Here is a 24,697-nt window from a genome sequence, read left to right on the forward strand (position 1 = left end):
CAATGCGCAGCGAACTCCGCCGTTTCGCGGCTCCGCCCCAAGGCCCCATTCCTCCCCGCCCTGAAGCACGGAGCCTCCTGGGAGAATCAAGGTGATCCGCTGGAACACCGACCAGGCCGACCTCCGGGCCGGCCTGGCCCGGTGGGGCGAGGCTCTCAGCGCCGACCACATCGCCCAGGACGAACGAGCGGAGTTCTCCTGGGAGAAGTGGAAACTGGTGCGCCGGTCCGGCATCCTCGCCCTGCCCTTCGCCGAGGAGCACGGCGGCCTGGGCCAGTCCCTCCTCACCACCATGTACGTCCTGGAAGGGCTCGGCGAGCACTGCCGTGACGCGGGTCTGAACTTCTGCGTCACCACCACGCTCGCCAGCACCGGCGTCCCCCTCATGCGCTTCGGCACACCCGCGCAGAAGGAGGCCTACCTCCCCCGGATCAGCTCCGGCGAGGCGATCGGCGCCCACGCGATCACCGAATCGGAGTCCGGCAGCGACGCGATGGCGATGACCACGCGCGCGGAGCGCGACGGCGACGACTTCGTGCTGAACGGCAGCAAGTGCTTCGTCAGCAACGGCCCCGTCGCCGACGTGTTCGTCGTGTACGCGCGCACCCACCCCGACGGCGGCGCCCTGGGCGTGACCGCGTTCCTCGTGGACCGGGACACCCCGGGCCTGACCGTCGGCAGGCCCGTCAAGAAGATGGGCCTGCGCACCTCCCCGCTCAGCGAGCTGTACTTCGACGACTGCCGCGTCCCGCGCGACCGGGTCCTCGGCCGGGTGGGCGGCGGCTTCATCGTCCTCGACCACGTCATGAAGCGGGAGATCCTGCTCTCGTTCATCGTGAACGTGGGGGAGATGCAGCACCGGTTCGACCGCTGCGTCGAATACGCCCGCACCCGCCGGTCGTTCGGCAAGACGATCGGCTCCTACCAGTCCGTCGCCAACAAGATCGTCGACGCCAAGATCGGTCTGGAGTCGGCCAGGAAGTGGCTGTACGACACCGCCGAGCGCCTGGAGGACGGCGAGGACGTCACCGAGGACCTGGCCATCGCCAAGCTGATCACCAGCGAGGCCAACCTCGCCGGCTCGCTGACCGCCGTCCAGGTCTTCGGCGGCCACGGCTACATGAGCGAGTACGGGCTGGAGATCGACGTCCGCAACGCCGTGGGCGGCACGATCTACTCGGGCAGCAACGAGATCCAGTACAACCGCATCGCGTCCAAGCTGGGCCTGGGCCGATGACCACCCTCACCCCACCGCTCACCCTCAAGGTCTGCGGCGCCACCAGCACCCGGGACATCGAGGTGCTGGCCGGTGCCGGAGCCGGACTCGTCGGCCTGTGGCACGGCGTCCCCGGCGGCCCGGCGGACCTGCCCGAGCACGAGGTGGCCGCCCTCGCGGCGGCCGTCCGTGCCACCGGCACCCTGCACCCCGTCCTGGTCACCTTCCTCGGCGACCCGGACGCGGTCGCCGGTGTGATGCGCCGCACCGGCATCCGCACCGTCCAGCTCCACGCCTACCAGCCGCCCGCCACCGTCCGCGCCCTGCGCACGGCACTGCCCGACGCCGTCATCGTCAAGGTGCTGCACGTCGCGGACGGCAGCTGCCCGGAACGCCCCCTGATCGGCGCGTACGAACGGGCCGGCACCGACCTCTTCCTCATCGACGCCACCACCGCCGACGGCCGCGTCGGCTCCACCGGGCAGCGCCTGGACGAGGACACCGTCCTCCGGCTCGCCGAACGGTTCACCCTGCCGTTCTGGCTCGCCGGCGGACTCACCCGGACCAACCGGTCCGCGTACGAACGGGTCCTGCGCCACCCCCGGCTGCGCGGCATCGACGTCGACACCGCGGCCCGCGGCGGCGACGGCCGCTTCGGCGCACCTGAGGTGGCCGGACTGGCCCACGCCTGGGACACCGGGCCCGGCCGGCCGGACCCCCGCACTCCTTCCGCCACGGACACCCCGACCACACGGCCTACGGAGCAGCCATGAGCCTTCCCTTCATCGAGTCCCTGCTGTCGGCCCCGCAGCCCCTGGTGATGGAGGTCAAGCGGCGCGACGCGTTCGGCTTCGACCTCATCTCCGGCCACACCCCCGCAGAGATCGTCACCGCCTACGAGAAGGCCGGGGCGCCCTGCATCTCGGTCGTCACGGGACGCTGGTTCGGCGGCACCCGCGAACTGCTCCGCGATGTCGCCCGGCTGACCGAACTCCCCCTCCTCCAGAAGGACTTCATCACCCGCAAGGACCAGCTGGAGACCGCCCGGGAGCTCGGCGCCTCGGCCGTCCTGCTCACCGCGGGCCTGCTGTCCGCGTCCGCGCTGCGCGGTCTCACCGTCGCGGCGCTCAGCGCGGGCCTGACCCCCTTCGTCGAGGCCACCACCGAGGCCGAGATCGAGGCCGTGCCGCACGCCGACGAGTGCGTCATCGCCGTCAACAACAAGGACATCAAGACCCGCGAGCGCGACCGGGGCGACCTGGCCCGCAGCTTCGAGCTGCTGCCCGCCCTGCACGCGAGCGGCACCCCCTGCCCGGTGAGCGCCAGCGCCATCGACAGCCCGCAGACGGCGGCCCGGCTGCTCGACGCCGGCTTCAAGGGCCTCCTCGTCGGCACCGCCCTGCTGCGCAGCGGCGACCCCGGCGAGTGGCTGCGTACGCTGGAGAGCAGCCGGCGCTCCCCGCGGCCGGCCCTCCATCCGTCGTGAGGGTCCGCACCGCACGAAGGGGCTCCGTGGCCACGGAGCCCCTTCGCCTTGTCCGCCCTCAGGACACGACGCGGTTGACCAGCTGGTCGCGCACCCGCGCCGGGATGCCGGGGGCGAACCGGCGCAGATAGTGGTCGATGTGCCGGTCCGCGCCGACCAGGAACGGCAGGTCGAAGACCAGCAGCCGCCGCACCGCGAGCAGCGGCACCGGCGAGCGCAGCGGCGCGAAGTCCTCGTTCCACAGCCCCGGCTCGGCGCACAGCGGATGGAACTGGCCGATCATCAGCCCCTGGGCCACGAAGTCGTCCTTCGCGTCCGCCTGCAGCAGGTCCAGGTCCGCCGGGTCCGCGTGGTCCAGGTCCGGAAGCACCATCAGCACGGTGAGGAGTTCCCGCTCGTCCTCCGCCAGCTCCGACGCGAGCCGTTCGTACCAGGTGCGCAGCGCCTCCACGGCACCGGGCAGCGCGGCCGGGGTGCTCTGCGCGGGCACGGCGAGCAGGAACCGGCCGGCGCGCAGCGAGGGCTGGGTGTACGGGCACACCGGGCCGCTGCGGCCCAGCTCGGGATGGCCCGACACCAGGAAGGTCCGGCTCCACTCCAGCACCTCGCGCAGCGGCCGGAGCTGCCCGTCCGGCACCAGGCCCCGGTCCACCTGACCCGGCGTGTAGATCTGCAGCCGGCTGTCGCCCCTCATCGCGGCTCCCGCCACATCGGCCGCAGGCGCGGCCCGCCGTCCGGCAGCACGATGTCCTCGCCCGACCGGACGAAGCCCTGCCCCCGCGCCGACGCCTCGCCGCCGGGCGAGCTGGCCTCCGCATAGGCCCCGCACCCCGCCGCGTCGGCCTCCCGCAGCATGCCGGAGATGAGGGCGCCGAGCAGCCCCCGGCCGCGCGCGCCGCCGCGCACCGCGCCGAACGACGCGTAGTAGTGCGGCCGGGCCGGGTGCCGGGACGCCTGGAGCTCGGCGATCAGCGCCAGTGACGCGGCCTCGCGGACACCGAGGACGTCCTCGAAGCGCACGGCGAACTCCTCGCCCCGCGCCTCCAGCTCGGCCTGGGCGCCCGGCGGCGTCCACAGCAGCACGGCGTCCAGGTCCGGGGTGCAGGTCACCGCGTCGTACGCGAACGACATGTCGAGGAACACCCCGAACAGGGCGGGCAGCACCCGCGCCCTGCGCCCGGGGTCCGGGGTGATCCAGCGGGTGAGCGGGTCGTCGTGGAACGCGTCCGCCAGCAGCGCCGCGAGGGCGCCGGCCTCGGCCCGCCGGGCGCGCCGCAGGGCCGGCCGGGGTGCCGCCGGCAAGGGCGGCGGCGGGAACGTGGACAGGTGGGTCACGGAGTTCTCCTCCCGTTCGATGGATGGGCCGGGCGCGGTGGTCGGGCGCGCCCGGTCGCGGCCAGTTGCTCCACCCGGGCGTGCAGCTGGTCCAGGTGCAGTTCGGCTTCGGGCTTGATCAGGACGCTGCGCATCACCCGGGCCGTGGCGGCGTCGGCCACCACGTCGGGTCTGCGCCGCGCGAAGTCCGCCGCGTCGGTCCGCAGCACGCTGAGGAACACGGGGTCCCGCTCCGCGTGCATGCCGTCCGTGAGCAGCCGGCCGGACGCGGCGTCGACGGCGGACAGCGACAGCGGCCGGGTCGCGGGGAAGTAGCTGACGATGTCCAGCTGTGGTGCCTGGTACGTCTCCAGCTCCTCGGACGCCGCGATGCGCTCCGCCCATCCGACGGCCGCCCGGCGGCTGCCGGCCAGGATCTCGCCGAAGCCGTCCCGGGTCAGCGGCAGCAGCCGCAGCGTCAGCCAGAGCGCGGCTGCCGCCGCCCCGGCCCGCGAGCACTCCAGGCTGATCTCGCCCAGGTGCAGTGCGGCTTCGGTGAAGTAGGTGTAGGGCGAGTCGTGCGCGAGGTGGGCCCGGGCGGCGGCGTCGTTGAACAGCACCGCCCCGCACCCGTAGGGCTGGAGGCCGTGCTTGTGCGGGTCCACGACGACCGAGTCGCAGTCCGCGATCGCCCGCCACGGGCGTGGGTCGATGCCCTCGGGCCGGTCCGAGCGCCCGAGGAGCGCGTAGAACCCGCCGTACGCGGCGTCCACATGCACCCGTACGCCGTAACGCCGGGCCAGCGGCACCACCTCGTGCACCGGGTCGACCGCCCCCAGCCCCGTCGTCCCCGTGGTCACCACCACCGTGCCGACCCGGCCGGCCGCGAGCAGCTTCTCCAGGGCGTCCAGGTCGATGCGGCCCAGGCCGTCGGCGGGCACCCGGTGGCCCTCGACGCCGAGCACCCCGCACATGCGGGCGTGCGTGTAGTGGCACTCGGCGCTGTAGGCGATGCCGCGCCCGGGATGCGTCTGGCGCGCCACGTACAGCGCCTCCAGGTTGGCCATGGTGCCGCTCGTCGTCAGATGGCCCAGGTGCGTGCCCCGGAAGCCGAACATCCCGGCGAGCAGGTCCACGCACTCGCGTTCCATCTCGGTGGTGGCCGGGCCGCCCTCGGCGGCGTGGTTGTTCGGGTTGAACAGCATCGCGGTGACGTAGCCGACGACCGCCGCCGGATGGGGCGGCTTGACCATCTGACCCGCGTAGCTCGGATGGAAGAACGGATAGTTGTCGTCCAGCCGCTTCGAGAACGCGGCGAACGCGGCACCGAACTCCTCGTCCCCGACCAGGTGCGACGGATGCTCCCGGTACGGGCCGAAGCGCTCTCCCCAGTGTTCGGCCACGTCTACGGCACGCGGCAGCCAGTAACGAAGATCCACGGTCGGCCTTCCGGTGGGGGGCAGCGGACGGCTCAGGTATACGGAGCGAAGCGCAAGCCGACCGCAAGCGGTTCTGGGCCGGCTCTGGCCCCGTTCTCAAGCGCCATAACGGGCGCCGGGTGACACAACGGGCGCCCCCGCGCCCGCCCTAGCGGCTCCCGAGACGCGTGCGAGCCGCCCTTGCTGCACTCGGCGCGTCCGCCGAATCCAGCAGCAGGAGTTCCGTGATGGTGACCAGACGCACCCTGATGACCGCCCTGAGCGTCACCGGCGCCGGGCTGTTCACCGGCGCGGCCCTCACCCCGCTGATGACGGCGGGCGCCGCCCCGCGCGAGGCCGCCCCGGCCGGCGCGGCCGTCCCCGTGGGCCCCGCCGTCCAGCCGTTCCGGGTGCCGCTGCCCCTGCTGCCGGTGCTCACCCCCGCCGCGACGCGCGGCGGCGCCGACGTCTACGACCTCACGATGCGCCGGAGCCGCGCCGAGATCCTGCCGGGCCTGAGCACCGACGTCCTCACCTACGACGGGCACTTCCCCGGCGGCATCGTCCGGGCCCGCTCCGGGCGCCCCGTGGTGATGCGCCAGCACAACCAGCTGGGCGTCGACACCTCGGTGCACCTGCACGGCGCCTCGGTGCCCGTGGACAGCGACGGCGGCCCGATGAACACCTTCGCCTCCGGGACGAGCCGCACCTACACCTACCCCAACCAGCAGCCGCACGCCTCGCTCTGGTACCACGACCACGCCCACCACTCGGAGTCCGAGAACTGCTACCGGGGCCTGTCGGGCAGCTATCTGCTCACCGACGACGTGGAGGAGGCGCTGCCGCTGCCGGCCGGGCGCTACGACATCACCGTCGCGCTGCGCGACGCCCACTTCGACGACGACGGGCAGCTGCTCTACCTCCTGGACGACGCGGCGGGCCGCTCCACGATCCTCGCGAACGGCAAGCCGTACCCGCATCTCCGGGTCGCCGCCCGCAAGTACCGCTTCCGGCTGCTGAACTCGTCCAACCTGCGGTTCTTCGCGCTGCGCCTGGCCGACGGCTCGCCCTTCACCCAGATCGGCTCCGACGGCGGCCTGCTCCCGCGCCCCTACACCACCGACTCGCTGCTCCTGTCACCGGCCGAGCGCGCGGACATCGTCATCGACTTCTCCCGCTACCCGGTCGGCACCCGGCTCGTCCTGGAGAACACCCTCGGCCCCGGCGACCCGGACCGGACGGGCAAGGTCATGCGCTTCGACGTGGTGCGCAAGGCCGCCGACCCCAGCCGGGTGCCGTCCGTACTGCGTACACTGCCGCCGCTGCCGCCGGTGACCGGACGGCGCTCCTTCGACCTGAACGTCGCCCTCGTCGGCGGCGAACCACAGGGCACCATCAACGGCCGCGTCTACGATCCGGCGCGCGTCGACACCGAGATCCCGTACGGCGCGAGCGAAATCTGGACCGTCACCAACAGCAACACCGACGTGCCGCACAACTTCCACATGCACCTGGTGCAGTTCCGCGTCCTGGAACGCAACGGCAAGTCGCCGACCGGCGCCGAGGCGGGCCTGAAGGACACCGTGTGCCTGCTGCCCGGCGAGACCGTCAGACTCCAGGCGACCTTCGACTCCTACCGGGGCACCTACGTCTACCACTGCCACCTGCTCGACCACTCGGCGATGGGCATGATGGCGCAGATGCGCATCCGCTGACCCGTCGCACCCGGGCACGCCCGTTCTAGTATCGCTCGACGTTCGCTGGAGGAACGCTCGTGATCCTGTCCAGGGCGGCCCGCAGGCCCGCGGCAGGAGGAGAAGCGCCTCTATTCTCGTCAACAGCGCGCCTCGGCACCCCACTTACGAACCGGACAAGAGCGAGGACGTACCGATGACACCCAATCCGTATCCGCAGCAGCAGGGCCCCGCCGGCGCGCAGGCGCCGTACCAGCAGCCGTGGGGGCAGCCCGCCGCCCCCGTGCCGCCGAGGGAGGACCGTCCGAACAAGGCCGCGGGCTGGCTGCACATGATCTCGGTCGTCACGCTCGGGCTCATGGCCGGGCTGTTCTTCGCCTACGACGTCTCGGTCATGCCCGGTCTCGCCAACGTCGACGACCGCACCTATGTGACCGCGATGCAGCAGTTCAACGCGGAGATCGACGGCAACGGCCTGTTCGGGCTCGTCTTCATGGGGGCCATCGTCGCCGCGGGCCTCGCCGCGTTCCTGGAGTTCCGCCGGGGCCGCAGGACCATCGCCCTGTGGGCGGGCCTCGCCGCCGTCCTCTACCTCGTCGTCCTGATGCTCACGATGGGCGTCGAGATCCCCCTCAACAACCAGCTCGCCGACCTCGGCGACCCGGCGAAGGTCCACGACTTCGCGCTGGTCGACAAGTTCAAGGGCACCTGGGAGACCGTCAACATCTTCCGGACGCTCTTCAACACGGCCGCCCTGGCCTGCGCGGCGTACGCCGCCAAGCTGCACGGCCGCGCGGAGGCGCTGCTGTCCGCCGGCCGCTGAGCCGGCGCCCCGGGTGAGGGCGGGTACGGGCGCGAACCCCGTACCCGCCCTCCCGCGCGTTCAGCTGCCGCCGTTCAGGACGAGGGCCCAGCACAGCAGCCCGGTGGCGGCGGTGCACAGCAGCGTCCGCAGCACGTTTCCCCGCGCCCAGGCCCCCTCGAACGCCGCCCGCACCGACTCGGGCCGCGCGATCCCGTCCACCGGGCCCGCGGCCTCCAGCGCGTTGTTGAGCGGGATGTTCAGGCGGCTGGTGACCCCCATCGACGCGATGTAGCAGACGAGCGCCGCGACGGTCGGCACCACCGCGTCCCGGTCCCCGCCACCGAACTGGAGCCCGACCGCGAGCCCCGTGAACACGAGGGCCCCGATGTAGCCGAGCACGAACCACCCGTTGAGGATGGCCACGTTGACCCGCTGCATCACATCGATGAACGTACGGTCCCCCGCACCGCGCAACGCCGGCATCACGGAGATGGCGAAGCCGTAGAACAGCCCGCTGACCAGCCCCGTCGTCACGGTGGCCGCGATGAGCGCGAGCGTTTGTGCGATCTCCATTGCCTGACCCTTCAGCTTCTGCCGGTGCGGCGGTGCTTGCTCAAGTCAACTCTCCTCTGCGCAAAGGGAATGCAACAGGAAGGTCAAGTGCCGGAGACCAGACTACGGGGGCCCCGCGAGGGCGGGGCGCCATTTGTGACAGCCCGCGCGGGGGCAACCCGAGCCGTTCCCCCGCGACCGGCCGCGCCCCCTACTCCGCCACCGCCGCCTCCCGCTCCTTCCCGGCGTCCGCCGTCCTGCCCGCGCCCCGCAGCCGGGTCAGCGACAGCAGACCGGCCCCCGCCATGACGGCGGCAGCGCCGAAGGCCGCGACGTTCATCCCGTGCGTGAAAGCCTCGCGCGCGGCCGTCAGCACGGCGTCGGCGGACGCGCGCGGCAGCTGCGCCGCGACGGCCATCGCCCCGCCCAGCGTCTCGCGCACGGCATCGGCCTGCGGCACACCGGAGGGCAGCGCGTCCGCCATGTCACCGGTGTAGGCCGCCGCCCCGACCGACCCCAGGATCGCCATGCCCAGCGCCCCGCCCAGCTCCTGGCCCGACTCCAGCACGGCCGCCGCCGACCCCGCGCGCTCCGGCGGGGCCGCCCCCAGGGCGAGTTCGTTGGCCAGCGTCATCGCGGCCACCAGGCCGCCCGCGTACAGGGAGGCGCCGGCGAGGGTGAACCACAGCGCCGAGTCCGTCCGGACCTGGGACAGCCACAGGAACCCGCACGCGGAGACGAGGAACCCGCCGCCCATCACGTACGCCCGGTCGACCCGCTGCGCGAGCACCGCGCCGACCGGAGCGGCGACCGACACCCCGGCGGCCGGCACCAGGCTCCACAGCGCGGCGCGGAACGGGCTCAGACCGAGGACCGACTGCAGGTACTGGGTGAGGAAGACGGCCATCCCGACCGTGGCGAACATCGCGAGGAGGTTGGCGAGCACCGGCCCGCCGAAGGACCGCCGGCCGAGCAGGCCGAGGTCGACCATCGGATGCGGGATGCGCCCCTGCCGGCGTAGGAACACCGCACCGAGCACCAGCCCTGCGGCGACGGCGAGCGCGGGCAGCGGCTCGTAGCCGTGCCGGGCCCACTCCTTGATGCCGTGGACGACCAGGAGCACGGCCGCGAGGGACAGCGCCGCGCTCATCGGGTCGAAGCGCGCGTTCCGCGCCGGCCGGGACTCCGGCACCAGGAACGGCACCAGCACGAGCAGCAGGGCCATCGCCGGCACGTTGATCAGGAAGACCGAGCCCCACCAGAAGTGCTCCAGCAGCAGACCGCTGACGACGGGGCCGAGGGAGATGCCCGTCGTCATGACGGCGGTCCACAGACCCACCGCCCGGCCGCGCTGCCGTTCGTCGTGGAAGAGGTTGCGGATCACGCCGAGGGTCGACGGCATCAGCGCGGCGCCGCCCACCCCCAGCAGCGCCCGTGCGGCGATGAGCAGTTCGGCGGTGTGCGCGTACGCGGCGGCGGCCGAGGCCACCGCGAAGACGGCCGCCCCCGCGAGGACCAGCCTGCGCCGGCCCAGCCGGTCGCCGAGCGCGCCCATCGGGACGAGCAGCCCGGCGAGCACGAAACCGTACATGTCGAGGACCCACAACTGCTGCGTGGCGCTGGGTTCCAGGTCCTGGCTGATGTAGGGGATCGCGAAGTACAGGACCGAGACGTCCATCGAGACGAGGGCCAGCGGGAGCATCAGGACGCCGAGGGCGGTCCACTCCTTGCGCCCGGCGCGGGGTGTGTTGTTCTCCATGACGCGCAGAGAAGCGAGACGGCCGCGTACATCGCAAGCGGCTGCCTAGTGCACCCGCTCCCGTGCCTTGTGCAATGGCCTGTACGGCGCACAGGCGCACTAGTACAGTGCGGTGATGCCCGAGGAACCGCCCTACCTCCGCATCGCCGGGGACATCCGACGCCGCATCGCCTCCGGCGAGCTCGCGCCCGGCGACCGCGTCCCCTCCACCCGGCGCATCACCCAGGAGTGGGGGGTCGCCATGGCGACGGCGACGAAGGCGCTCACCGTCCTGAACCAGGAGGGCCTGGTGCGCGCGGTCCCCGGCGTCGGCACCGTGGTCGCCGACGCCGGACGCGCCCGGCCCGCGCCCCCGGCGCACGGCCTCACCCGCGACCGCATCGTGCGCGCCGCGATCGCCCTCGCCGACGTCGAAGGGCTCCCCGCCCTCTCCATGCGCCGGATCGCCACCGACTTCGGGGTGTCCACCATGGCGCTCTACCGCCACGTCCCGAGCAAGGGCGAACTCGTACGCCTGATGTCGGAGACGGTGTTCGAGAGTGAGCCGCCGGGCCCCCGTCCGGCGGGCTGGCGCGCCCGGCTGGAGCGGGAGGTGCGCTGGCTGTGGAGCCTGTACCTGCGCCACCCGTGGATGGCGCGCGTCCTGTCCGCCCTGACCCGCCCCACGGCCTCGCCGCACGCGATGCGCTACACCGAGCGGACCCTCAGCGCCCTGAAGGGCCTGGGCCTGTCACCGGTCCAGATGATCCACGTCCACCTGGCCCTCCTCGGGTACGCGCAGGGCATCGCGGCGGCCGTCGAGCTGGAGTCCCAGGCGTGGCAGGAGACCGGGATGACGTCCGAGGAGTGGATGGCCACCCACCAGACCCGGATGGAGACGATCCAGATCACCGGCTCCTACCCCACCCTGGCCACGCACTTCGGCGACGAGGGGTTCGGCCTCGAACTCGACACACTCTTCTCCTTCGGCCTCGAACGCCTGCTGGACGGCGTCGCCGCGCTCGTCGAGCGGCCCACGGGCGGCTGAGCGGGCCGTACTCTCCTCCCCATGCCGAACTCCCTTCCGCTGACCGCCCCCCTGCTCTCCGCCCTGGGCGGCACCCCCGCACAGGCCGAGCCCCTGGACAGCAGCCCCCGGTCCCGGGTGTGGCGGGTGCGTGCGAAGGACGGGCGGCCCGCGATCGTCAAGCAGATCACCGACGACGGGGACACCGGCGCCGACGCGGACGCCCGCTTCGCCCGGGAGACCGCCGGGCTGCGCCTCGCGGGGCGCGGCTCCGTGGCGCCCGCGCTGCTCGCCACGGACCCGGCCGCGCGGGTCATGCTCCTCGAATACGTGGACGACCTCGGCCGGACCGATGACTGGATGCCCGGGTACGCCGACGCGCTCGCCCGGCTGCACGCCCTGACCGGGCCCGCCGACGCGGGCGCGCTCCCGGCCTGGTCGGGCCCCAGGGCCGCCGACGCGGAGTCCTTCCTGGCTCTCGCCCGGGCGCTCGACGTGCTTGTGCCGGCCGCCGTCCCGGACGAACTCGCCGGACTCCTGGAACGGCTCGACCCCACCGGGCACCACGCCCTGCTCCACGGCGACCCCTGCCCCGGCAACGACCTGCGCACCCCGGGCGGCGTCCGCTTCGTGGACTTCGAGGGGGCCGCCCTCGGCAACGGCCTCGTCGAGCTCGCGTACTTCCGCATCGGCTTCCCCACCTGCTGGTGCGCCCTGTCGGTCACCGCCGCGCCGCTCACGGAGGTGGAGGCCGTCTACCGGAGCACCTGGCGCGGCCTCACGGGGAAGGACGTGCCGGGCGACCTCGCCGACGCGTGCGCGGGCTGGCTCATCCAGGGCGACGCGCTGGTCGAACGGGCGCGGCGGGGGACGGCCGACCAGTTCGCCCGGGTGGCCGTCGAGGACTTCGCGTGGGGAGACGTCTCCGCCCGCGAACGCCTCGTGCACCGCCTGGGCGTCGTCGCGGACCTGACCCGCGACCACGACCACCTCCACGCACTCGGCGGCCTGGCCTCCGCCCTCGCCACCCGCCTGCTGGAACACTGGCCGGCCCTGCGCCCGCTGCCCACGCCGGACGAGCGGCCCTGGTACTGAACGGGCTGTCACCCGTACGGGTCGATTCCGCTCGCGCGGGGTCCGGGTAAGGACGGCCCGTCCGTCCCCGAGCAGCCTCCCGGAGGCACCCGTGCCCGAAATGAACGATCCCTACCGGCCCGGCACCCCCTGCTGGATCGACCTGATGGTCCCCGACCAGCAGGCGGCCATCGACTTCTACAGCGACCTCTTCGGCTGGCAGGGCGAGGTGGGCCCGGCGGAACACGGCGGCTACGCCGTCTGCACCCTCAAGGGCAAGCCGGTCGCCGGAATCATGAAGGCCATGAACCCGGACGGTTCGGTGCCGGACCCGATGCCGCCGGCGGAGTGGACGACGTATCTGTCGACCGACGCCATCGACTCCACCGTCACGTCCGTCACCGACGCCGGCGGCACGGTCGTCGTCCCCCCGATGGACGTCATGGACCTCGGCCGCATGGCCGTGTTCGCCGACCCGGCGGGTGCCGTCTTCGGCCTGTGGCAGCCCGGCACCTTCGGCGGCGCGGGCATCGTCAACGAGCACGGGGCGCTGGTCTGGAGCGAGCTGACCACCCCCGACCCGGACGCGGCCTCCGCGTTCTACTCCGCCGCCCTGCCGGTGACGGCGACCCCCTCCGAGATGGAGGGCGCCGACGGCTACGTCGAGTTCCAGGTCGACGGGCGGGCGGTGGGCGGGATGATGGACATGAGCAAGGTGCCGCCCGGCGTCTCGCCGCACTGGCAGCCGTACTTCGCCGTGGACAGCGTGGACGACATCCAGTCGGCCGCCGTGCGCGCCGGTGCGACGGTCCTGGCCCCCGCCTTCGACATGGTCGCCGGCCGCATGGCGGTCCTGGCCGACCCGCAGGGCGGGGCGTTCTCGGTCATCGCGCCGAAGACGTCGTAGCCCCCGGCACGGGGCGCCGGCTCGGGCCGGCGACTACCTCGGGGTCGGCCGCCGGGTGGCCGGCCGCGAGGGGGCGCACCGCAGCCGGGCGGTGCGCCGGAGCCGCTGCCGGGGCGCCCGCTCCCGCCGGGGGAGCAGGAACGGGGTGCCCAGGATGAGCACCCCGGCGACCGCGAGGGCGGTGCGCGGCCCGGTGACGCCGGCGAGCAGTCCGGCGAGCGCGGTGAGCACGGCGATGGACGCCTGCTGCCCGATCGACCAGGCGGTGAGCGTACGGGCGACGAGGTGCTTCGGCGTGTGTTCCAGCCGGTACGTGGAGAGCACCGGCCCGTACAGGCTCATGTTGACGATGATGGCCAGTTCGACGGCCATCACCGTGACGAGCCCGACGACGCCCGGCCGTACGAACACCAGCCCGATGAGCCAGACCGCGCGCAGGGTGCCGACGGTCCGGAAGACCCGGTCGCGGCCGTAGCGGGCGACGACCCGGCGGGCCAGCCGGGAGCCGATGAGGCCGCCGAGACACGGAGCGGCGAAGGCGAGCCCGTACTGCCAGGGCGGAAAGCCGAGCCCGCGCAGCAGGAGGACGGCCAGCAATGGTTCGGTGGCCATGATCAGGCCGCCGACGAGGATCTGGTTGAGGTAGAGCGCCCGCAGCACGGGGTGGCCGAAGATGTGCCGCCACCCGGCGAGCAGCGCGCCGGCCCGCAGCGGAGCCCTGTCCGCCGTGCCCGGCGGGTCCTCCTTCCCCCGGATCGCGGTGATGCCGAGCGCGGAGAGCAGATAGCTGAGCGCGTCGGCCACCACGGTGGTGACCGGCCCGAAGACCCCGATCGCCGCGCCGCCGAGGGGCGGGCCGACCGCGATGGAGCTCCAGTTCGTGGACTCGAACCGCGCGTTGGCGACGAGCAGGTCCTCCCGGCGGACGAGCGCCTTCAGATACGCGCCGCTCGCCGCGCCGAACGCGATCTTCGCCGCGGCGACCACGGCCGACACGGCCAGCAGCTGGACGAACCCGAGCAGCCCGAAGGCGTACGCGACCGGGACCGACGCCATGGCCGCGAACCGGACCAGGTCCATCCCGATCATGACGGGCCGCTTGCGCCGGAACTCCACCCACGGCGCGAGCGGCACCGCGATCAGCGCCCCCACCGCGGGCCCGACCGCCGACAGCGCGGACACCTCGGCGGGCCCGGCGTCCAGCACCAGCACGGCGAGCAGCGGCAGGGCCCCGAATCCCAGCCCCGACCCGTACGCGCTCACCGCGTACGCGGCCCACAGCCAGCCGAACGGCCGCCCCAACGCTCTTCTGCCCACGCCGCCTCACCCACACAACCCGAAATTGCCGAATGAGAGCTAATCGCCTGGCAGAGCCGCAGGTCAAACAACCGATGACCGGTTGAGGGACAACCAGGAGTTGTTCACTAGGCTGCCCTGCCATGGACCTCCAAGCAGTGCGCACGTTCGTCGCCGTCACGGAAGCGGGCGGGTTCCACAAGGCCGCGGCCGATCTGTCGGTCACCCAGCAGGCCGTCTCCAAGCGCGTCGCCGCGCTGGAGCAGGCCCTCGGCGTACGCCTCTTCACCCGCGCCCCGCGCGGCGCCGAGCTGACCATCGACGGCCGGGCGTTCCTGCCCCACGCGCGCGAACTGCTGCGCGCGGCCGAGCGCGCGAGCGCGTCCGTACGCCCCGGCAACCGCCCGCTGCGCGTCGACGTGATCGCGTCCCGCACCGCCCAGTCGAGCCTGATGCGCGCCTTCCACCGCGCCCACCCCGGGATCGCCCTCGACATGATGATGCTGGTCAGCATGGACACGGCCGTCGCCGCGCTCCGCACCGGCGAACTCGACGCGACGTTCCGCGCGGTGGGCGCCCCCGGCCACCCCCTCCCCGACGACATCGCGTCCGCCCGCGTCCTGGACGAACCCCTCCAACTCCTCACCGGCCCCGCCCACACCCTGGCCGACGCCCCCTCGGTGACCCTCACCGATCTGGTCGGCCACCGCATCTGGATGCCGGGCATCGCCCCCGGCACCGAGTGGGGCGCGTACTACGACGACCTGGTCGCGGAGTTCGCCCTGACCATCGAGGCGACGGGCCCGAACTTCGGCTCGGACGTCCTGCTGGACACCATCGCGGACACCCCGGCCCTGGCCACGTTCATGGGTGCACACTCCCGCCGCATCTGGCCCAGGGACCACGACCTGCGCCTCATCCCGGTCACCGGTCCGACCCCGGTCTACCCCCACTCCCTCCTCTGGCACCGCGACAACCCGCACCCGGGGCTGGCGGCGCTGCGTACGCACGTGGGGGCGGCGGGGGATTACGGGGCGGAGGGGTCCTGGGTGCCGGGGTGGGCGACCGGGCAGTGAACGAGAGGTGATGCGTCGCACGCGAACGACAGCCGCACCCGGGTGGCCCCCGCCCAAGACACCGCCGTCCACCCCTCGCGCCGCAACGTCGTCTCACCCTCCGGGACAACGGTGGCCTCCGGCGGCCGTGCCCGCCCCGGAGCAGGTCGTGACCGGGCATCCTCGTCCGCACAGGTCAGCGTTGGAGGAGGACGATGCGGATGGCTCGTTCGACGTGGGCCGCCGTGTTGGCGTGGCCCTCGGCGTTGGGGTGGACCAGGGTGGCCCGCTTGTCGATGGTGCCGCAGTCCAGCGGGGTGCCGGGGAGTGCGGCGGGCCAGAAGTCCTCGGCGTCGCCGCAGATGCCTTCGACCCACTTGGTGCCCGCCGGCTGGCAGACGTCGTGGCCCACGCTGGAGGAGTAGACGTCCACGTAGCGGTCGCCGAAGAAACCGCTCACCCGCTGGATCATCCTGTTCAGCGGCTTGAGGACTTCGTCACGGAGCCAGTCGACGTCGTCGTGGCCGATCAGGCTCAGCTCGGTGAGGGACAGGCGGTCGCAGTCGCCGCTGTCCTCGGGGAGGGCGGCCGGGTAGCCGACCGTGATGACCTCGGCGTCGGGGGCTGCCCGGTGGACGTGGGCCAGCATCGCGATGTACTCGTCCTGGACCCGGGCGAGCCTGTCCTGAAGGCTCTCCTCGCCCTCGGGCGGGTTGGTGTAGTGGCCGCGGCAGGACTGACCGGCCGCACCCGTTTCGAAGCACGTGCTCAGGATCTCGAAGAAGGGCAGGCTGTTGCCGCCGACGCCGATGGTGACGACGTCCGTGCCCTCGCCGAGCCCGGCCCGCACGGCCTGCGGGTCCACCGGAGGCCAGCCGGCGGCGGGCGGCTGAACCGGGCCGATCGGGGTCTGCCGGGTCGTGGTGATGTCGGAGATCGTGGCACCGCCGCAGCTGACATCGGTCAGGCTGACGGGCTTGCCGGGCGGGAACTCGGCGAGCTCCCGGTCCACGACGTCCGGGTACGCGTTCGCGGTGCGGGCGCAGCCGTCGCGCGACGCGTCGCCGAGCGGCGGCTTCGGGGCCCCGACGAAGACGCCGGAGGTGTACGAGTCGCCCAGCGCGGCCCATTCGTACGAGTCGGCCGCACCGGCGGAGCCGGAGGGCAGCAGCGCGGACGCCGCGAGCGCGAGCCCGACGGCCAGGGCGCGCGTGCGCAGGCGGGACACACGGTGTCGCATGGTTTCTCCAGTGGGGGGACGGGCGCCCCGGGGCCGGCCGGCCCCGCCGGGGGCGGAGGGCAAGTCGCCCAAGATCATTCACGGCGCCCGGCCGACACTCCGGTACATCGGGCGAACGTGCCCCGATCGGGGTAGGCCATCGGATACTCCCCGCTGCCGGAGGGCGCCTGGCGATCCGTACCGGTCGATAGGCTGACCACCATGGGCGTCGACCTCACCACACTGATCGCCGACTGGTCGTGGCTGGCCGGGGTCCCGCCCGAGCAGCGGCTGGAGCGGCTGCGGAACGCCTGGTACGACGAGGCGACCGGGCTGTGGGACGCCATGTCGGTGACGTACGGGTGGGAGTGGCCGCGCGGGCCGCACAGCGCGTTGTTCGGGGTGTACGAGTTCCCGGGCACCCTCGGCTCGTACAAGCCGCACTTCTGGGCGGGGGAGGCGTGGGAGAAGGCCCGCGACCACGTCGACGCGGGCCTGCGGGCGGAGCTGGACGCGCTGCTCGGCGGGCTGATCTGGAACGGGCCGGACTTCGACGACGAGGAGCCGGACGAGGGCTACGACTTCTTCTCCGGCAGCTCCGGTCTGCTGGTCGCCGCGTCCCCGCAGGGCGTACGGGAACTGCTCGCGACCTGGGAGCGCGTACGGCCCCGGCTCGACGAGCTCCGCGCGCCCTTCGGGGAGCCCGCCGTAGCGTCCCGGTTCAGCGACTTCGACGCCTTCGTGCGCCTCCTGACCGACTGGGGCGAAGTCCTGGCCGAAGCCGCCCGCCGGGGCTGGGGGATCGCGGGCGTCAACGGGTAGCGGTCACCGCCTGCGGGAGACCCCCAGTTCGACCAGGTAACGCTTCGTCACCCGGCCCCCGTACCGCCCGTCGATCAGCTCCGCGATGGAGTCCAGCAGCCCGCGCCGGGCGGCCTCCGGGAGCGCCCGGTGGCCGGAGTAGGTGCGCAGCACGTCCAGGTACTGCGGGGTGGTGTACGTGACGTCGTGCTCGTAACGCCGGAAGACCGTCGGGCCGAAGCGGCCACCGCGCGCCACCTCCTGCGCGTGGTCCGCGTTGCCGACCTCGGCGGCGGTGGGAGGCCGCGTCCCGGGCTTCGTCTCAGGGTCGAAGCGCTCGTAACACCGCTGGACCTCCACGAAGAACTCCTCGGTGCCGCCCCGCACATGCTGGGTGCGCACCACCGCGAGCGCCCCGCCCGTACGCAGGGCGTCGGCCGCCTTGGGCACGCGCACCGCCGGGTCGATCCAGTGGAACGCGGTGACCACGAGCACGGTGTCGTACGGCTCCGCAGGCAGCGGCCAGTCCTCGAACGCGGCCGTCACCACCTCCACGTCCGGCATCCCGGCCAGATTGCGCCGGGCGACCGCGGCCATGCTCGGGCCCGCCTCGACGGCGGTGATCCGGCACCCGCGCCGGGCCAGCGGGACCGTGGCCTGCCCGGTCCCGCATCCCACCTCCAGGACGCGGCTGCCGGCCCGGGCCCCGGCGAGCTCCGCGAGGTCGTCGTAGAGCGCCGCCGGGTAACCGGGCCTGGCCCGGTCGTACAGCTCCGCGTCCTCGTCGAACGTCCGCCGCAGCCGCTGCCGCCGGGCGTCCTCGGGGGTGTCGTCGCGCGGGGCGGGTGTGGTGATCTCGGGCATGCGGCGCAGCGTAGGCGATACGGGCACCCCCTGAGGACCCGTCAGGCCGCCTCCGCCTCCCAGCACGGCGCGTCCGGGCCGGCGTGCGAGCAGCGGGGTCGGCAGGTATGCCGTCATCGCGTGGAGGCGCGGGCGCCGCACGGGGGACCGCGCGGAGTCGGCCAGCGCGTCGGCGGTACGGGAGCGGGCCGCGCTCAGGGCGGGGCGGAGCGCGCCCGTCCCGGCGGCGACGACGGCGAACGTGGCCCCGGCGGGCAGGGCGAGCGACGGGGCGAGGCCGGAGCAGGCAGGGACCGAGCGCGGTCCGCGTCCCGTGGGACCGTAGTACGACACGCGCCCCGTCCATGCGACCCCAGAGCTACCGGATCGCGTCCCGAGGGTGGACGTCGGCGCACCAGGCCCCCGCCTAGCGTTCGGAGCATGAGAACTCGTCACCGCGCCGTGGCCGCCGCGCTCCTCGTCCTCGCCCTGGGCGCGACGGCCGCCACCCCGGCCGTCGCCGCCCCGCCGCGGCCCGCCCCCGGCACCTCCGTGACCGACGCCCCCGCCCCGCAGCTGCGACTCCCCGCACCCTCCGGGCCGTACGCCGTCGGCGAGAGCACCCTGCATCTGCGGGACACCGGGCGCACCGACCCGTACGTACCGCAGGCGGGCGCACGCGAGCTGCTGGTGTCCGTGTTCCACCCCGGGCGGGCCGGGACCGGCGAGCGCGCCCCTTACATGAGCACACGGGAGGCGGAACTGCTGCTGGAGTCACGGGGGTTGGGCGGCCTCGTCGCGCCCGAGGCGGTCGGCGCGACCGAGACGTACGCCCGCACCGGCGCCGTGCCCGCGCGCGGGCGGTTTCCGCTCGTCGTGCTGTCGCCCGGGTTCGGGCAGAGCCGCTTCACGCTCACCGCCCTCGCGACGGACCTGGCGTCCCGGGGGTACGTCGTCGCGGCGGTGGACCACGCCCACGAGTCCGTCGCGACCGTCTTCCCGGGCGGGCGCGTCCTGCCGTGCGCCGCCTGCGACTACGTGGAGCGGGCCGGTGACGCGGGGCTCGCGGAGGTCGCCCGGAACAGGGCGAGGGACGTCTCGTTCCTGCTGGACCGGCTGACGGGCGGTCACCCCGTCCGGCGGTACGCCTCGATGATCGACCGGCGGCACGTCGGCATGGCCGGACACTCCATCGGCGGCGACTCCGCCGCGTCCGCGATGGCCGCCGACCGGCGCGTGCGCGCGGGCGTGAACATGGACGGGACCTTCTTCGACCCGGTCCCCGCCGCAGGGCTCGGGGGCCGGCCGTTCATGATGCTCGGCACCGAGGCCGACCACGCCTCCGGCGGCACCTTCGACACCACGTGGGACCGCGACTGGGCGCGCCTGGACGGCTGGAAGAGGTGGCTCACGGTCGCCGGCGCCGGCCACTTCACCTTCACCGACCTGCCGCTCCTCGCAGCACAGCTGGGCATCGCCGACCCTTCGGCCCCGCTGCCCGCCGACCGCTCCGGCGACATCACCCGCGACTACGTCGCCGCCTTCTTCGACCTCCACCTCAAGGGCCTGCCGCAGCCTCTGCTCGCCGGGCCGACGCCGGGGAATCCGGAGGTGACGTTCCAGGCGCCCGCGCGGTAGCGCGCGGTTGCGCGATCCGCGGGCCTCGATTATTACGCCGTAATAATCGAGGCCTCCGCAGAAGCGGGGTCAGGCGGCGCCAGCGGTTTCCGAGGTCGGGACGCGGTCGGGACGCGGCCGGGTCGCCGGTCGTGCCCCGACCCGGGATCAGAAGTGCGTACTGATCCCGAATGCCTCGCGGAGCCGGGCCATGTCATGGAGATCCCGGTCCCGGGGCTCGTAACCCTGGTGGAAGCGGACCTGCTGCGCGGCGGACAGGCAGGGCACGTCACGGCCCCCGACGCTGCCCGTGACGAAGCAGTCGGCCGGATAGACGAACGGCTTCCCGGGTTCCAGCGACTCCTGGCGGGCGCTCCCGTCGGGCTGGAACGCCAGCGGGTGCAGGTCGATCTGACGCCCCGTCCGGTCCGTGACGACGAACCGCGCGGGCCGCCAGTCGAGCGTTTCGGCGAACCCGGCCGCGGCAAGAGCGGCGACGACGGCCGGCTCCTGCTCCAGGCGGTGCATCAGGTCCAGATCCTCGTGCTCCCGGGTCTGCCGCCCCACCAGGGCGTCGATGCCCCAGCCCCCGCCGATCCAGACCTCCGCGCCGGCCTCCCGCAGCAGGCCCAGGATCTCCAGCACATCGTCACCGGTCATGTGGTCCGTCGCTTTCCAGGTGTGCGGTCCCGCCCCAGAGCCGCAGGTCCAGTCGGTGGCCGTCGCCCCGCCAGTGGGACAGCGAGGCGTTGGGTACCGGCGGCACGGCCTCGGGAGGCGCCGCGCCGAGGCCCGCCAGGGCGAAGCGGACGGCGACGACCGCCGCGTCATGGGCGACGAGCAGCACGCGCCGACCGGGCGCGGCCCGTTCCAGATCGGCGAGGAAACCGCGCACCCGCAGGGCGACATCGGCGAGCGATTTCCCGCCCGGCGGGCGGTAGAACCACTCGCCCAGGCGGTCCCGGCGGGCGGCCTCCTCCGGGTCCCGCGCCGCCAGTGCGGCCGGCGGGTACAGCTCGAAGACGCCCATCTCCCGGTCCCGCAACCGCTCGTCCGTCAGGAGCGGAAGCGGAGCGACGCCCTCACCGGCCGCGTACCCGGCCATCGCCTGCCAGGTCTGCCGGGCCCGTACGTACGGCGAGCAGACGACGAGATCCAGCTCGCCGGCGCACTCCACGAGCCACCGCCCGAGCGCCCGTGCCTGTGCCTGCCCGAGTGCGGACAGCGGTACGTCGCGGTCGCGGCCCGCCAGGCGTGCCGCGCCCGCCTCGGCGAAGGCGGCGTTGGCGGTGCTCTGCCCGTGCCGGACCGCCCACAGCGCGCCGAGTGCGTTCGGCACGGCGAGGGGCGCCCCGCCCGGCCCCGCTTCGGGCCGCCAGGGCGCCGGCTCGCCGCTTCCCCGTACCGCGTCTGTCATGCCGTCAGGCTAGGGGCCGCGTCAGGCCGTGGGCGACGGCTTTTCCCGGAGGGCGTCGACCACCGCGCGTTCCAGGACCGCCGAGGTGTTCGTGACGGTCCCCTTCCTGCCCATGGCGGTGTCCCGGATGAGGTACGTCCGCTCGCCCAGGTACGCCAGGGTCTTCGCGTCGAAGATCCAGGCGGTCCGCCGGCCCGCGCGCTCGTTGTCGCGGGCCACGCCGACGCCGTGCCGGCCGGCCGCGTCCACCGCGTCGGTGTCCACGCTCACGCCGGGAATCCTCGCCGCGGCCTTGTACAGGGCGGCGGCGGTCCTCGGCGGCATCACGGTCTCCCGCAGCAGCTCGCCGATGGCCTCGAAGGCGTCCTGGTCCGGGTCCCGCTCGTCGGCCGGGGTGTGGCGCGCGTCCTGGTCCGCGGTGATCTCGGCGGCGAGCCTGCGGAGCAGGGCGTCGGGATCGGTGGGCAGGGAGGCGAGCCAGGTGTACGTCGGCCGGTTGAGGCCCGCCGGGTAGCCGACGGGCTTCTCGCCGTCCGGGACGCCGACCCTGATCGGGTAGTACGCGCCGTCCTGGTGGATCAGCCCTTCGTCGATCACCGGTCCGGACTTCTGGGTCATCCAGACCTCGCGCTCGCCCGGCTCGCCCAGCTTCACCGGACCGCCGAACGCGCCCTCGTTCTCGGTCTGCAACGTCCTGACGTACACGTACTGGGCGTCGGTGACCTCGATCGCTTCGCTCTTCGAGGCGACCGTGGCGATCCGGTCCAGCAGCACGGTCGCGCCGCGCGGGGCCGTGGCCGCGGCGGCGGTGCGGGGGGCCTCGTCCCGGCCGGTGACGGCGAGGGTGGTGAACAGGACCCCGCCCAGGGCCAGCCCGGCGGCGGGCAGCAGGACGGCGGGGCGCGGGAGGCGGCGGGGCCGGGGCCGGACGGTCGCGCGGTCGCCGTCCTGGTCGATCAGCTGCATCAGGGTTTCCTTGTGGTGGAGATGGCGCCCCGGGGGCAGGTCCCGTTCGGCCGGGGCCGGCAGCAGCCGGGCCAGCTCCTCGCGTTCGGCCCCGGTGGGGCCAGAGGTGCGGTCGTTCATCGGGCTTCCTCCTGGATGGGCAGGGCCACGTACGCGGCCCTGCCCTGTACCTCTCCGCGACGGGGGCGGGGTTCCGCGGCGTTGTCTTTCCGTTCCCGGGCCAGCCGCTCGTCCGTGAGCCGCCTCAGCCGCTCGCGGGCGCGGGACAGCCGCGACCGCACCGTGCCCACGGGGACGCCGAGCGCCTCGGCGGCCTCCGCGTAGTCGAGGCCGGACCAGACGCACAGGGCCAGCACCTCGCGGTCCTGGCGGCGCAGTCCGTCCAGCACCTGCCGGACCGCGGCGAGCCGCCGGGTGTCGTCCACCTGCCCGGCCGCGGCCTCCGCGATGTCCGCGACGGGCTCGGGGGCGGGGCGGCGGGCCAGGAAGGCGAGGCGCCGGCCGGCGCCCCGGTTGGCGTTGCGCGCCTTGTTCGTGGCGATGCCGAGCAGCCACGGCAGCAGCGCTTCGCCCTCCGGTTCGACGGCCTGCCGGGTGCGCCAGGCGGCGAGGAAGGTTTCGGACATGACCTCCTCGGCCGTCGACCAGTCGCCCGTCAGCCGGTAGGCGTGGTTGTAGACGGGCCGCGCGTACTCCTCGTAGAGCGCGGCGAACGCCTGGCGGTCGCCCGCCCTGATGCGTGTGCGCATACGCTCCCGGTCTTCCTGATCATCACATCTCACACCTCTGTCTCTCCGGCCGGCCCGGCCGGTTCCCGTGACCCCCACCACACCGGGGGTGCGCGTCAGACGGCGGCCGGTGCGAACTCCGCCGGCAGGCGCGGGGGATTCCCCCGGGTCCACACGATCCGCAGCGCGGTGGCGGAGATCCGCCAGCCGTCGGCCGTCCTGACCAGCTCGGTTTCGGTGTGCCCGGCGGAGACGAAGACATCGTCCGAGCCGTCCGCGAGGACGTGGGTGCTCAGCTGGGCGCCACGGACCGCAGCCCGGTCGCCGTCGATGTCGATGACGTCGTTCGTACCGAAATGCACGGTCCGGTCGAACAGTGCCATGCCCCGCCGCACGCGATCCAGCACGGCATCGCGGCCGTGGACGGTGCCGACGGGCATCTCGGCGGTGACGTCCTCGGTGTGGAACGCGCGGGCCCACTCGTCGTCGAGGACCCCGTGGTCCAGGGAACGGAGGTAGCGGTTCAGGAGGTCGGTGATCTCGGCACGGTCGGTCAGGTGTCGCAGCTGCCGCTGCACCTCTTCGGTATGCATGGCGCAAGCCTCAGCCCTCAAGCGGACTTGAGGTCAAGGCGTACCCGCCGCGATGTCAGACCCGTCTGCGATGCTCCGGCCATGGATACCGAGATGACGATGCAGCTGGTGATCGACTGTTCCGATCCGCAGCGGATGGTGGCCTTCTGGGCCGGGGCGCTGGGGTACGTCCCCGAGCCGCCGCCGGAGGGGCATGCCAGCTGGCGCGCCTACTGGCAGGACATGGGGGTGCCGGAGGAGGAGCTGCCGCCGGGCGTCGGGGACGTGCCGGAGTCGATCGTCGATCCCGCCGGGCACGGGCCGCGGGTGTGGTTCCAGAAGGTTCCGGAGGCCAAGGCGGTCAAGAACCGGTGGCACTTCGACCTCAAGGTGGGCGGGGGGCGTGCCGTCCCGCTGGAGGCCCGCAGGCAGCGGGTCGACGCCACGGTGGCGCGGCTGGTCGAGGCCGGTGCCACGGTGGCGCAGGTCAGGGAACTGCCGGACATGGACTTCTACGCCACCGCCATGCTGGACCCGGAGGGCAACGAGTTCGACGTGGTGTGACGGTGACGGTCACCGCCGTTCGTCCACGGCGGTGACCGGTCCGCATCCGGGCGCTCAGAGGATCTGGATGCTCTTGATCCGGGGCGGGTTGTTCGGGAACGTGATGTCCGTCCAGCGGTTGATCCGGACCGAGTCCCCGTTGACGTCGTAGTAGATGAGGTCGTTGTTGCCGGTGACGATCCGGTCGGCCCACCAGCCGCCGAAGTCGGTCCTGCCCGCGTTGGCGTAGCAGTCGACGCTCCGACGGCCGTCGAGGTGCGAGTAGATCTTCAGGAAGTCCGCGCCGCCGTCGCACTCCACATGGTCGATGGCGTGGGCGGACCCTGCGGGTACGGCGACGGTCAGCGAGGCCGCGGCGGCGAATGCCATGGCCAGGTAGGCGAGAATC

Annotated in this window: 26 protein-coding genes; 12 read left to right on the forward strand and 14 right to left on the reverse strand. The window is 73.5% G+C overall.

Annotation, left to right across the window (positions count from 1 at the left end; all coding sequences use genetic code 11):
• Positions 1-91 precede the first annotated feature (91 nt).
• Genes FKN01_RS20995 through FKN01_RS21005 form a run of 3 tightly spaced genes read left to right on the forward strand, consistent with a single transcriptional unit; the run spans position 92 to position 2,702 of the window.
• Positions 92-1,237, forward strand: a complete 1,146-nt coding sequence (locus tag FKN01_RS20995; protein WP_143622883.1) for an acyl-CoA dehydrogenase family protein — start codon at positions 92-94, stop codon at positions 1,235-1,237.
• The gene (locus tag FKN01_RS21000; RefSeq protein WP_143622885.1) at positions 1,234-1,989 is read left to right on the forward strand and encodes an N-(5'-phosphoribosyl)anthranilate isomerase; all 756 of its coding nucleotides are present in this window, start codon (positions 1,234-1,236) and stop codon (positions 1,987-1,989) included. The genes FKN01_RS20995 and FKN01_RS21000 overlap by 4 nt, the downstream gene beginning before the upstream one ends.
• On the forward strand, positions 1,986-2,702 hold the full coding sequence (locus FKN01_RS21005; protein WP_143622887.1) for an indole-3-glycerol-phosphate synthase: 717 nt from the start codon (positions 1,986-1,988) through the stop codon (positions 2,700-2,702). Before FKN01_RS21000 ends, FKN01_RS21005 begins: the two co-directional genes overlap by 4 nt.
• A gap of 58 nt (positions 2,703-2,760) precedes the next feature.
• On the opposite strand, the gene FKN01_RS21010 is transcribed toward FKN01_RS21005, so the two are convergent.
• From FKN01_RS21010 to FKN01_RS21020, 3 genes are read right to left on the reverse strand one after another with little or no spacing between them, the layout of a single operon-like run.
• Positions 2,761-3,396 (reverse strand): DUF6875 domain-containing protein, encoded by a 636-nt coding sequence (locus FKN01_RS21010; protein ID WP_143622889.1) that lies wholly within the window; start codon positions 3,394-3,396, stop codon positions 2,761-2,763.
• Positions 3,393-4,037: a hypothetical protein gene (locus FKN01_RS21015; RefSeq protein WP_143622891.1), complete on the reverse strand. Its 645-nt coding sequence runs from the start codon at positions 4,035-4,037 to the stop codon at positions 3,393-3,395. Before FKN01_RS21015 ends, FKN01_RS21010 begins: the two co-directional genes overlap by 4 nt.
• Entirely contained in the window at positions 4,034-5,455 is a 1,422-nt protein-coding gene (locus tag FKN01_RS21020) for an aminotransferase class V-fold PLP-dependent enzyme (protein WP_185992925.1), read from the reverse strand. Before FKN01_RS21020 ends, FKN01_RS21015 begins: the two co-directional genes overlap by 4 nt.
• A 227-nt stretch (positions 5,456-5,682) precedes the next feature.
• Here FKN01_RS21020 and FKN01_RS21025 point away from each other — a divergent pair, with 227 nt between their 5' ends.
• Positions 5,683-7,149: a multicopper oxidase family protein gene (locus tag FKN01_RS21025; RefSeq protein WP_143622893.1), complete on the forward strand. Its 1,467-nt coding sequence runs from the start codon at positions 5,683-5,685 to the stop codon at positions 7,147-7,149.
• A 175-nt stretch (positions 7,150-7,324) separates the two neighbouring features.
• Positions 7,325-7,951, forward strand: a complete 627-nt coding sequence (locus tag FKN01_RS21030) for a DUF1772 domain-containing protein (protein WP_143622895.1) — start codon at positions 7,325-7,327, stop codon at positions 7,949-7,951.
• 60 nt (positions 7,952-8,011) lie between these two features.
• Here FKN01_RS21030 and FKN01_RS21035 read toward each other — a convergent pair whose 3' ends face one another.
• Together FKN01_RS21035 and FKN01_RS21040 are read right to left on the reverse strand one after the other, a co-directional pair.
• The gene (locus FKN01_RS21035) at positions 8,012-8,506 is read right to left on the reverse strand and encodes a DUF1772 domain-containing protein (protein ID WP_143622898.1); all 495 of its coding nucleotides are present in this window, start codon (positions 8,504-8,506) and stop codon (positions 8,012-8,014) included.
• A gap of 190 nt (positions 8,507-8,696) precedes the next feature.
• Positions 8,697-10,244 (reverse strand): MFS transporter, encoded by a 1,548-nt coding sequence (locus FKN01_RS21040; protein ID WP_143622900.1) that lies wholly within the window; start codon positions 10,242-10,244, stop codon positions 8,697-8,699.
• 115 nt (positions 10,245-10,359) lie between these two features.
• Between FKN01_RS21040 and FKN01_RS21045 the strand changes: the two genes are divergently transcribed.
• The 3 genes from FKN01_RS21045 to FKN01_RS21055 all read left to right on the forward strand — a co-directional run bounded on the left by FKN01_RS21045 (position 10,360) and on the right by FKN01_RS21055 (position 13,231).
• Complete coding sequence (locus FKN01_RS21045; RefSeq protein WP_143622902.1) at positions 10,360-11,271, forward strand: TetR/AcrR family transcriptional regulator C-terminal domain-containing protein; 912 nt, start codon at positions 10,360-10,362, stop codon at positions 11,269-11,271.
• 21 nt (positions 11,272-11,292) lie between these two features.
• Positions 11,293-12,345, forward strand: a complete 1,053-nt coding sequence (locus tag FKN01_RS21050) for a phosphotransferase (protein ID WP_143622904.1) — start codon at positions 11,293-11,295, stop codon at positions 12,343-12,345.
• Between the two features lie 100 nt (positions 12,346-12,445).
• The gene (locus tag FKN01_RS21055) at positions 12,446-13,231 is read left to right on the forward strand and encodes a VOC family protein (RefSeq protein WP_143623021.1); all 786 of its coding nucleotides are present in this window, start codon (positions 12,446-12,448) and stop codon (positions 13,229-13,231) included.
• A gap of 33 nt (positions 13,232-13,264) precedes the next feature.
• Here FKN01_RS21055 and FKN01_RS21060 read toward each other — a convergent pair whose 3' ends face one another.
• On the reverse strand, positions 13,265-14,548 hold the full coding sequence (locus FKN01_RS21060; RefSeq protein WP_260696964.1) for an MFS transporter: 1,284 nt from the start codon (positions 14,546-14,548) through the stop codon (positions 13,265-13,267).
• Positions 14,549-14,670: 122 nt separating this feature from the next.
• Between FKN01_RS21060 and FKN01_RS21065 the strand changes: the two genes are divergently transcribed.
• Complete coding sequence (locus FKN01_RS21065; RefSeq protein WP_143622906.1) at positions 14,671-15,603, forward strand: LysR family transcriptional regulator; 933 nt, start codon at positions 14,671-14,673, stop codon at positions 15,601-15,603.
• 175 nt (positions 15,604-15,778) lie between these two features.
• On the opposite strand, the gene FKN01_RS21070 is transcribed toward FKN01_RS21065, so the two are convergent.
• Positions 15,779-16,822, reverse strand: a complete 1,044-nt coding sequence (locus FKN01_RS21070; RefSeq protein WP_143622908.1) for an SGNH/GDSL hydrolase family protein — start codon at positions 16,820-16,822, stop codon at positions 15,779-15,781.
• A gap of 201 nt (positions 16,823-17,023) precedes the next feature.
• Here FKN01_RS21070 and FKN01_RS21075 point away from each other — a divergent pair, with 201 nt between their 5' ends.
• Positions 17,024-17,623 (forward strand): hypothetical protein, encoded by a 600-nt coding sequence (locus tag FKN01_RS21075; RefSeq protein ID WP_143622910.1) that lies wholly within the window; start codon positions 17,024-17,026, stop codon positions 17,621-17,623.
• Positions 17,624-17,626: 3 nt separating this feature from the next.
• Here the strand turns inward: FKN01_RS21075 and FKN01_RS21080 are convergent, their stop codons facing one another.
• A complete protein-coding gene (locus FKN01_RS21080; RefSeq protein ID WP_143623023.1) occupies positions 17,627-18,466 on the reverse strand; it encodes a class I SAM-dependent methyltransferase in 840 nt (279 codons plus the stop codon).
• 420 nt (positions 18,467-18,886) lie between these two features.
• Between FKN01_RS21080 and FKN01_RS21085 the strand changes: the two genes are divergently transcribed.
• A complete protein-coding gene (locus FKN01_RS21085) occupies positions 18,887-20,083 on the forward strand; it encodes an alpha/beta hydrolase (protein ID WP_143622912.1) in 1,197 nt (398 codons plus the stop codon).
• 147 nt (positions 20,084-20,230) lie between these two features.
• On the opposite strand, the gene FKN01_RS21090 is transcribed toward FKN01_RS21085, so the two are convergent.
• From FKN01_RS21090 to FKN01_RS21110, 5 genes are all read right to left on the reverse strand, one after another.
• Positions 20,231-20,722 carry a nucleotidyltransferase domain-containing protein gene (locus FKN01_RS21090; protein ID WP_143622914.1) on the reverse strand — a complete coding sequence of 164 codons (492 nt, stop codon included), beginning with the start codon at positions 20,720-20,722 and terminating at the stop codon, positions 20,231-20,233.
• Complete coding sequence (locus FKN01_RS21095) at positions 20,712-21,479, reverse strand: histidine phosphatase family protein (protein ID WP_143622917.1); 768 nt, start codon at positions 21,477-21,479, stop codon at positions 20,712-20,714. Before FKN01_RS21095 ends, FKN01_RS21090 begins: the two co-directional genes overlap by 11 nt.
• 21 nt (positions 21,480-21,500) lie before the next feature.
• A complete protein-coding gene (locus FKN01_RS21100; protein ID WP_143622919.1) occupies positions 21,501-22,565 on the reverse strand; it encodes a CU044_5270 family protein in 1,065 nt (354 codons plus the stop codon).
• Positions 22,562-23,194 (reverse strand): RNA polymerase sigma factor, encoded by a 633-nt coding sequence (locus tag FKN01_RS21105; protein WP_143622921.1) that lies wholly within the window; start codon positions 23,192-23,194, stop codon positions 22,562-22,564. Before FKN01_RS21105 ends, FKN01_RS21100 begins: the two co-directional genes overlap by 4 nt.
• 95 nt (positions 23,195-23,289) lie before the next feature.
• Positions 23,290-23,766 carry a nuclear transport factor 2 family protein gene (locus tag FKN01_RS21110; protein ID WP_143622923.1) on the reverse strand — a complete coding sequence of 159 codons (477 nt, stop codon included), beginning with the start codon at positions 23,764-23,766 and terminating at the stop codon, positions 23,290-23,292.
• An 81-nt stretch (positions 23,767-23,847) separates the two neighbouring features.
• Between FKN01_RS21110 and FKN01_RS21115 the strand changes: the two genes are divergently transcribed.
• Positions 23,848-24,309, forward strand: a complete 462-nt coding sequence (locus FKN01_RS21115; protein ID WP_143622925.1) for a VOC family protein — start codon at positions 23,848-23,850, stop codon at positions 24,307-24,309.
• A gap of 54 nt (positions 24,310-24,363) precedes the next feature.
• Here the strand turns inward: FKN01_RS21115 and FKN01_RS21120 are convergent, their stop codons facing one another.
• Positions 24,364-24,678: a beta/gamma crystallin domain-containing protein gene (locus FKN01_RS21120; protein WP_143622927.1), complete on the reverse strand. Its 315-nt coding sequence runs from the start codon at positions 24,676-24,678 to the stop codon at positions 24,364-24,366.
• Between the last annotated feature and the right edge of the window lie 19 nt (positions 24,679-24,697).

The organism is Streptomyces sp. 130 (assembly GCF_007096885.1).
Classification (GTDB): domain Bacteria; phylum Actinomycetota; class Actinomycetes; order Streptomycetales; family Streptomycetaceae; genus Streptomyces.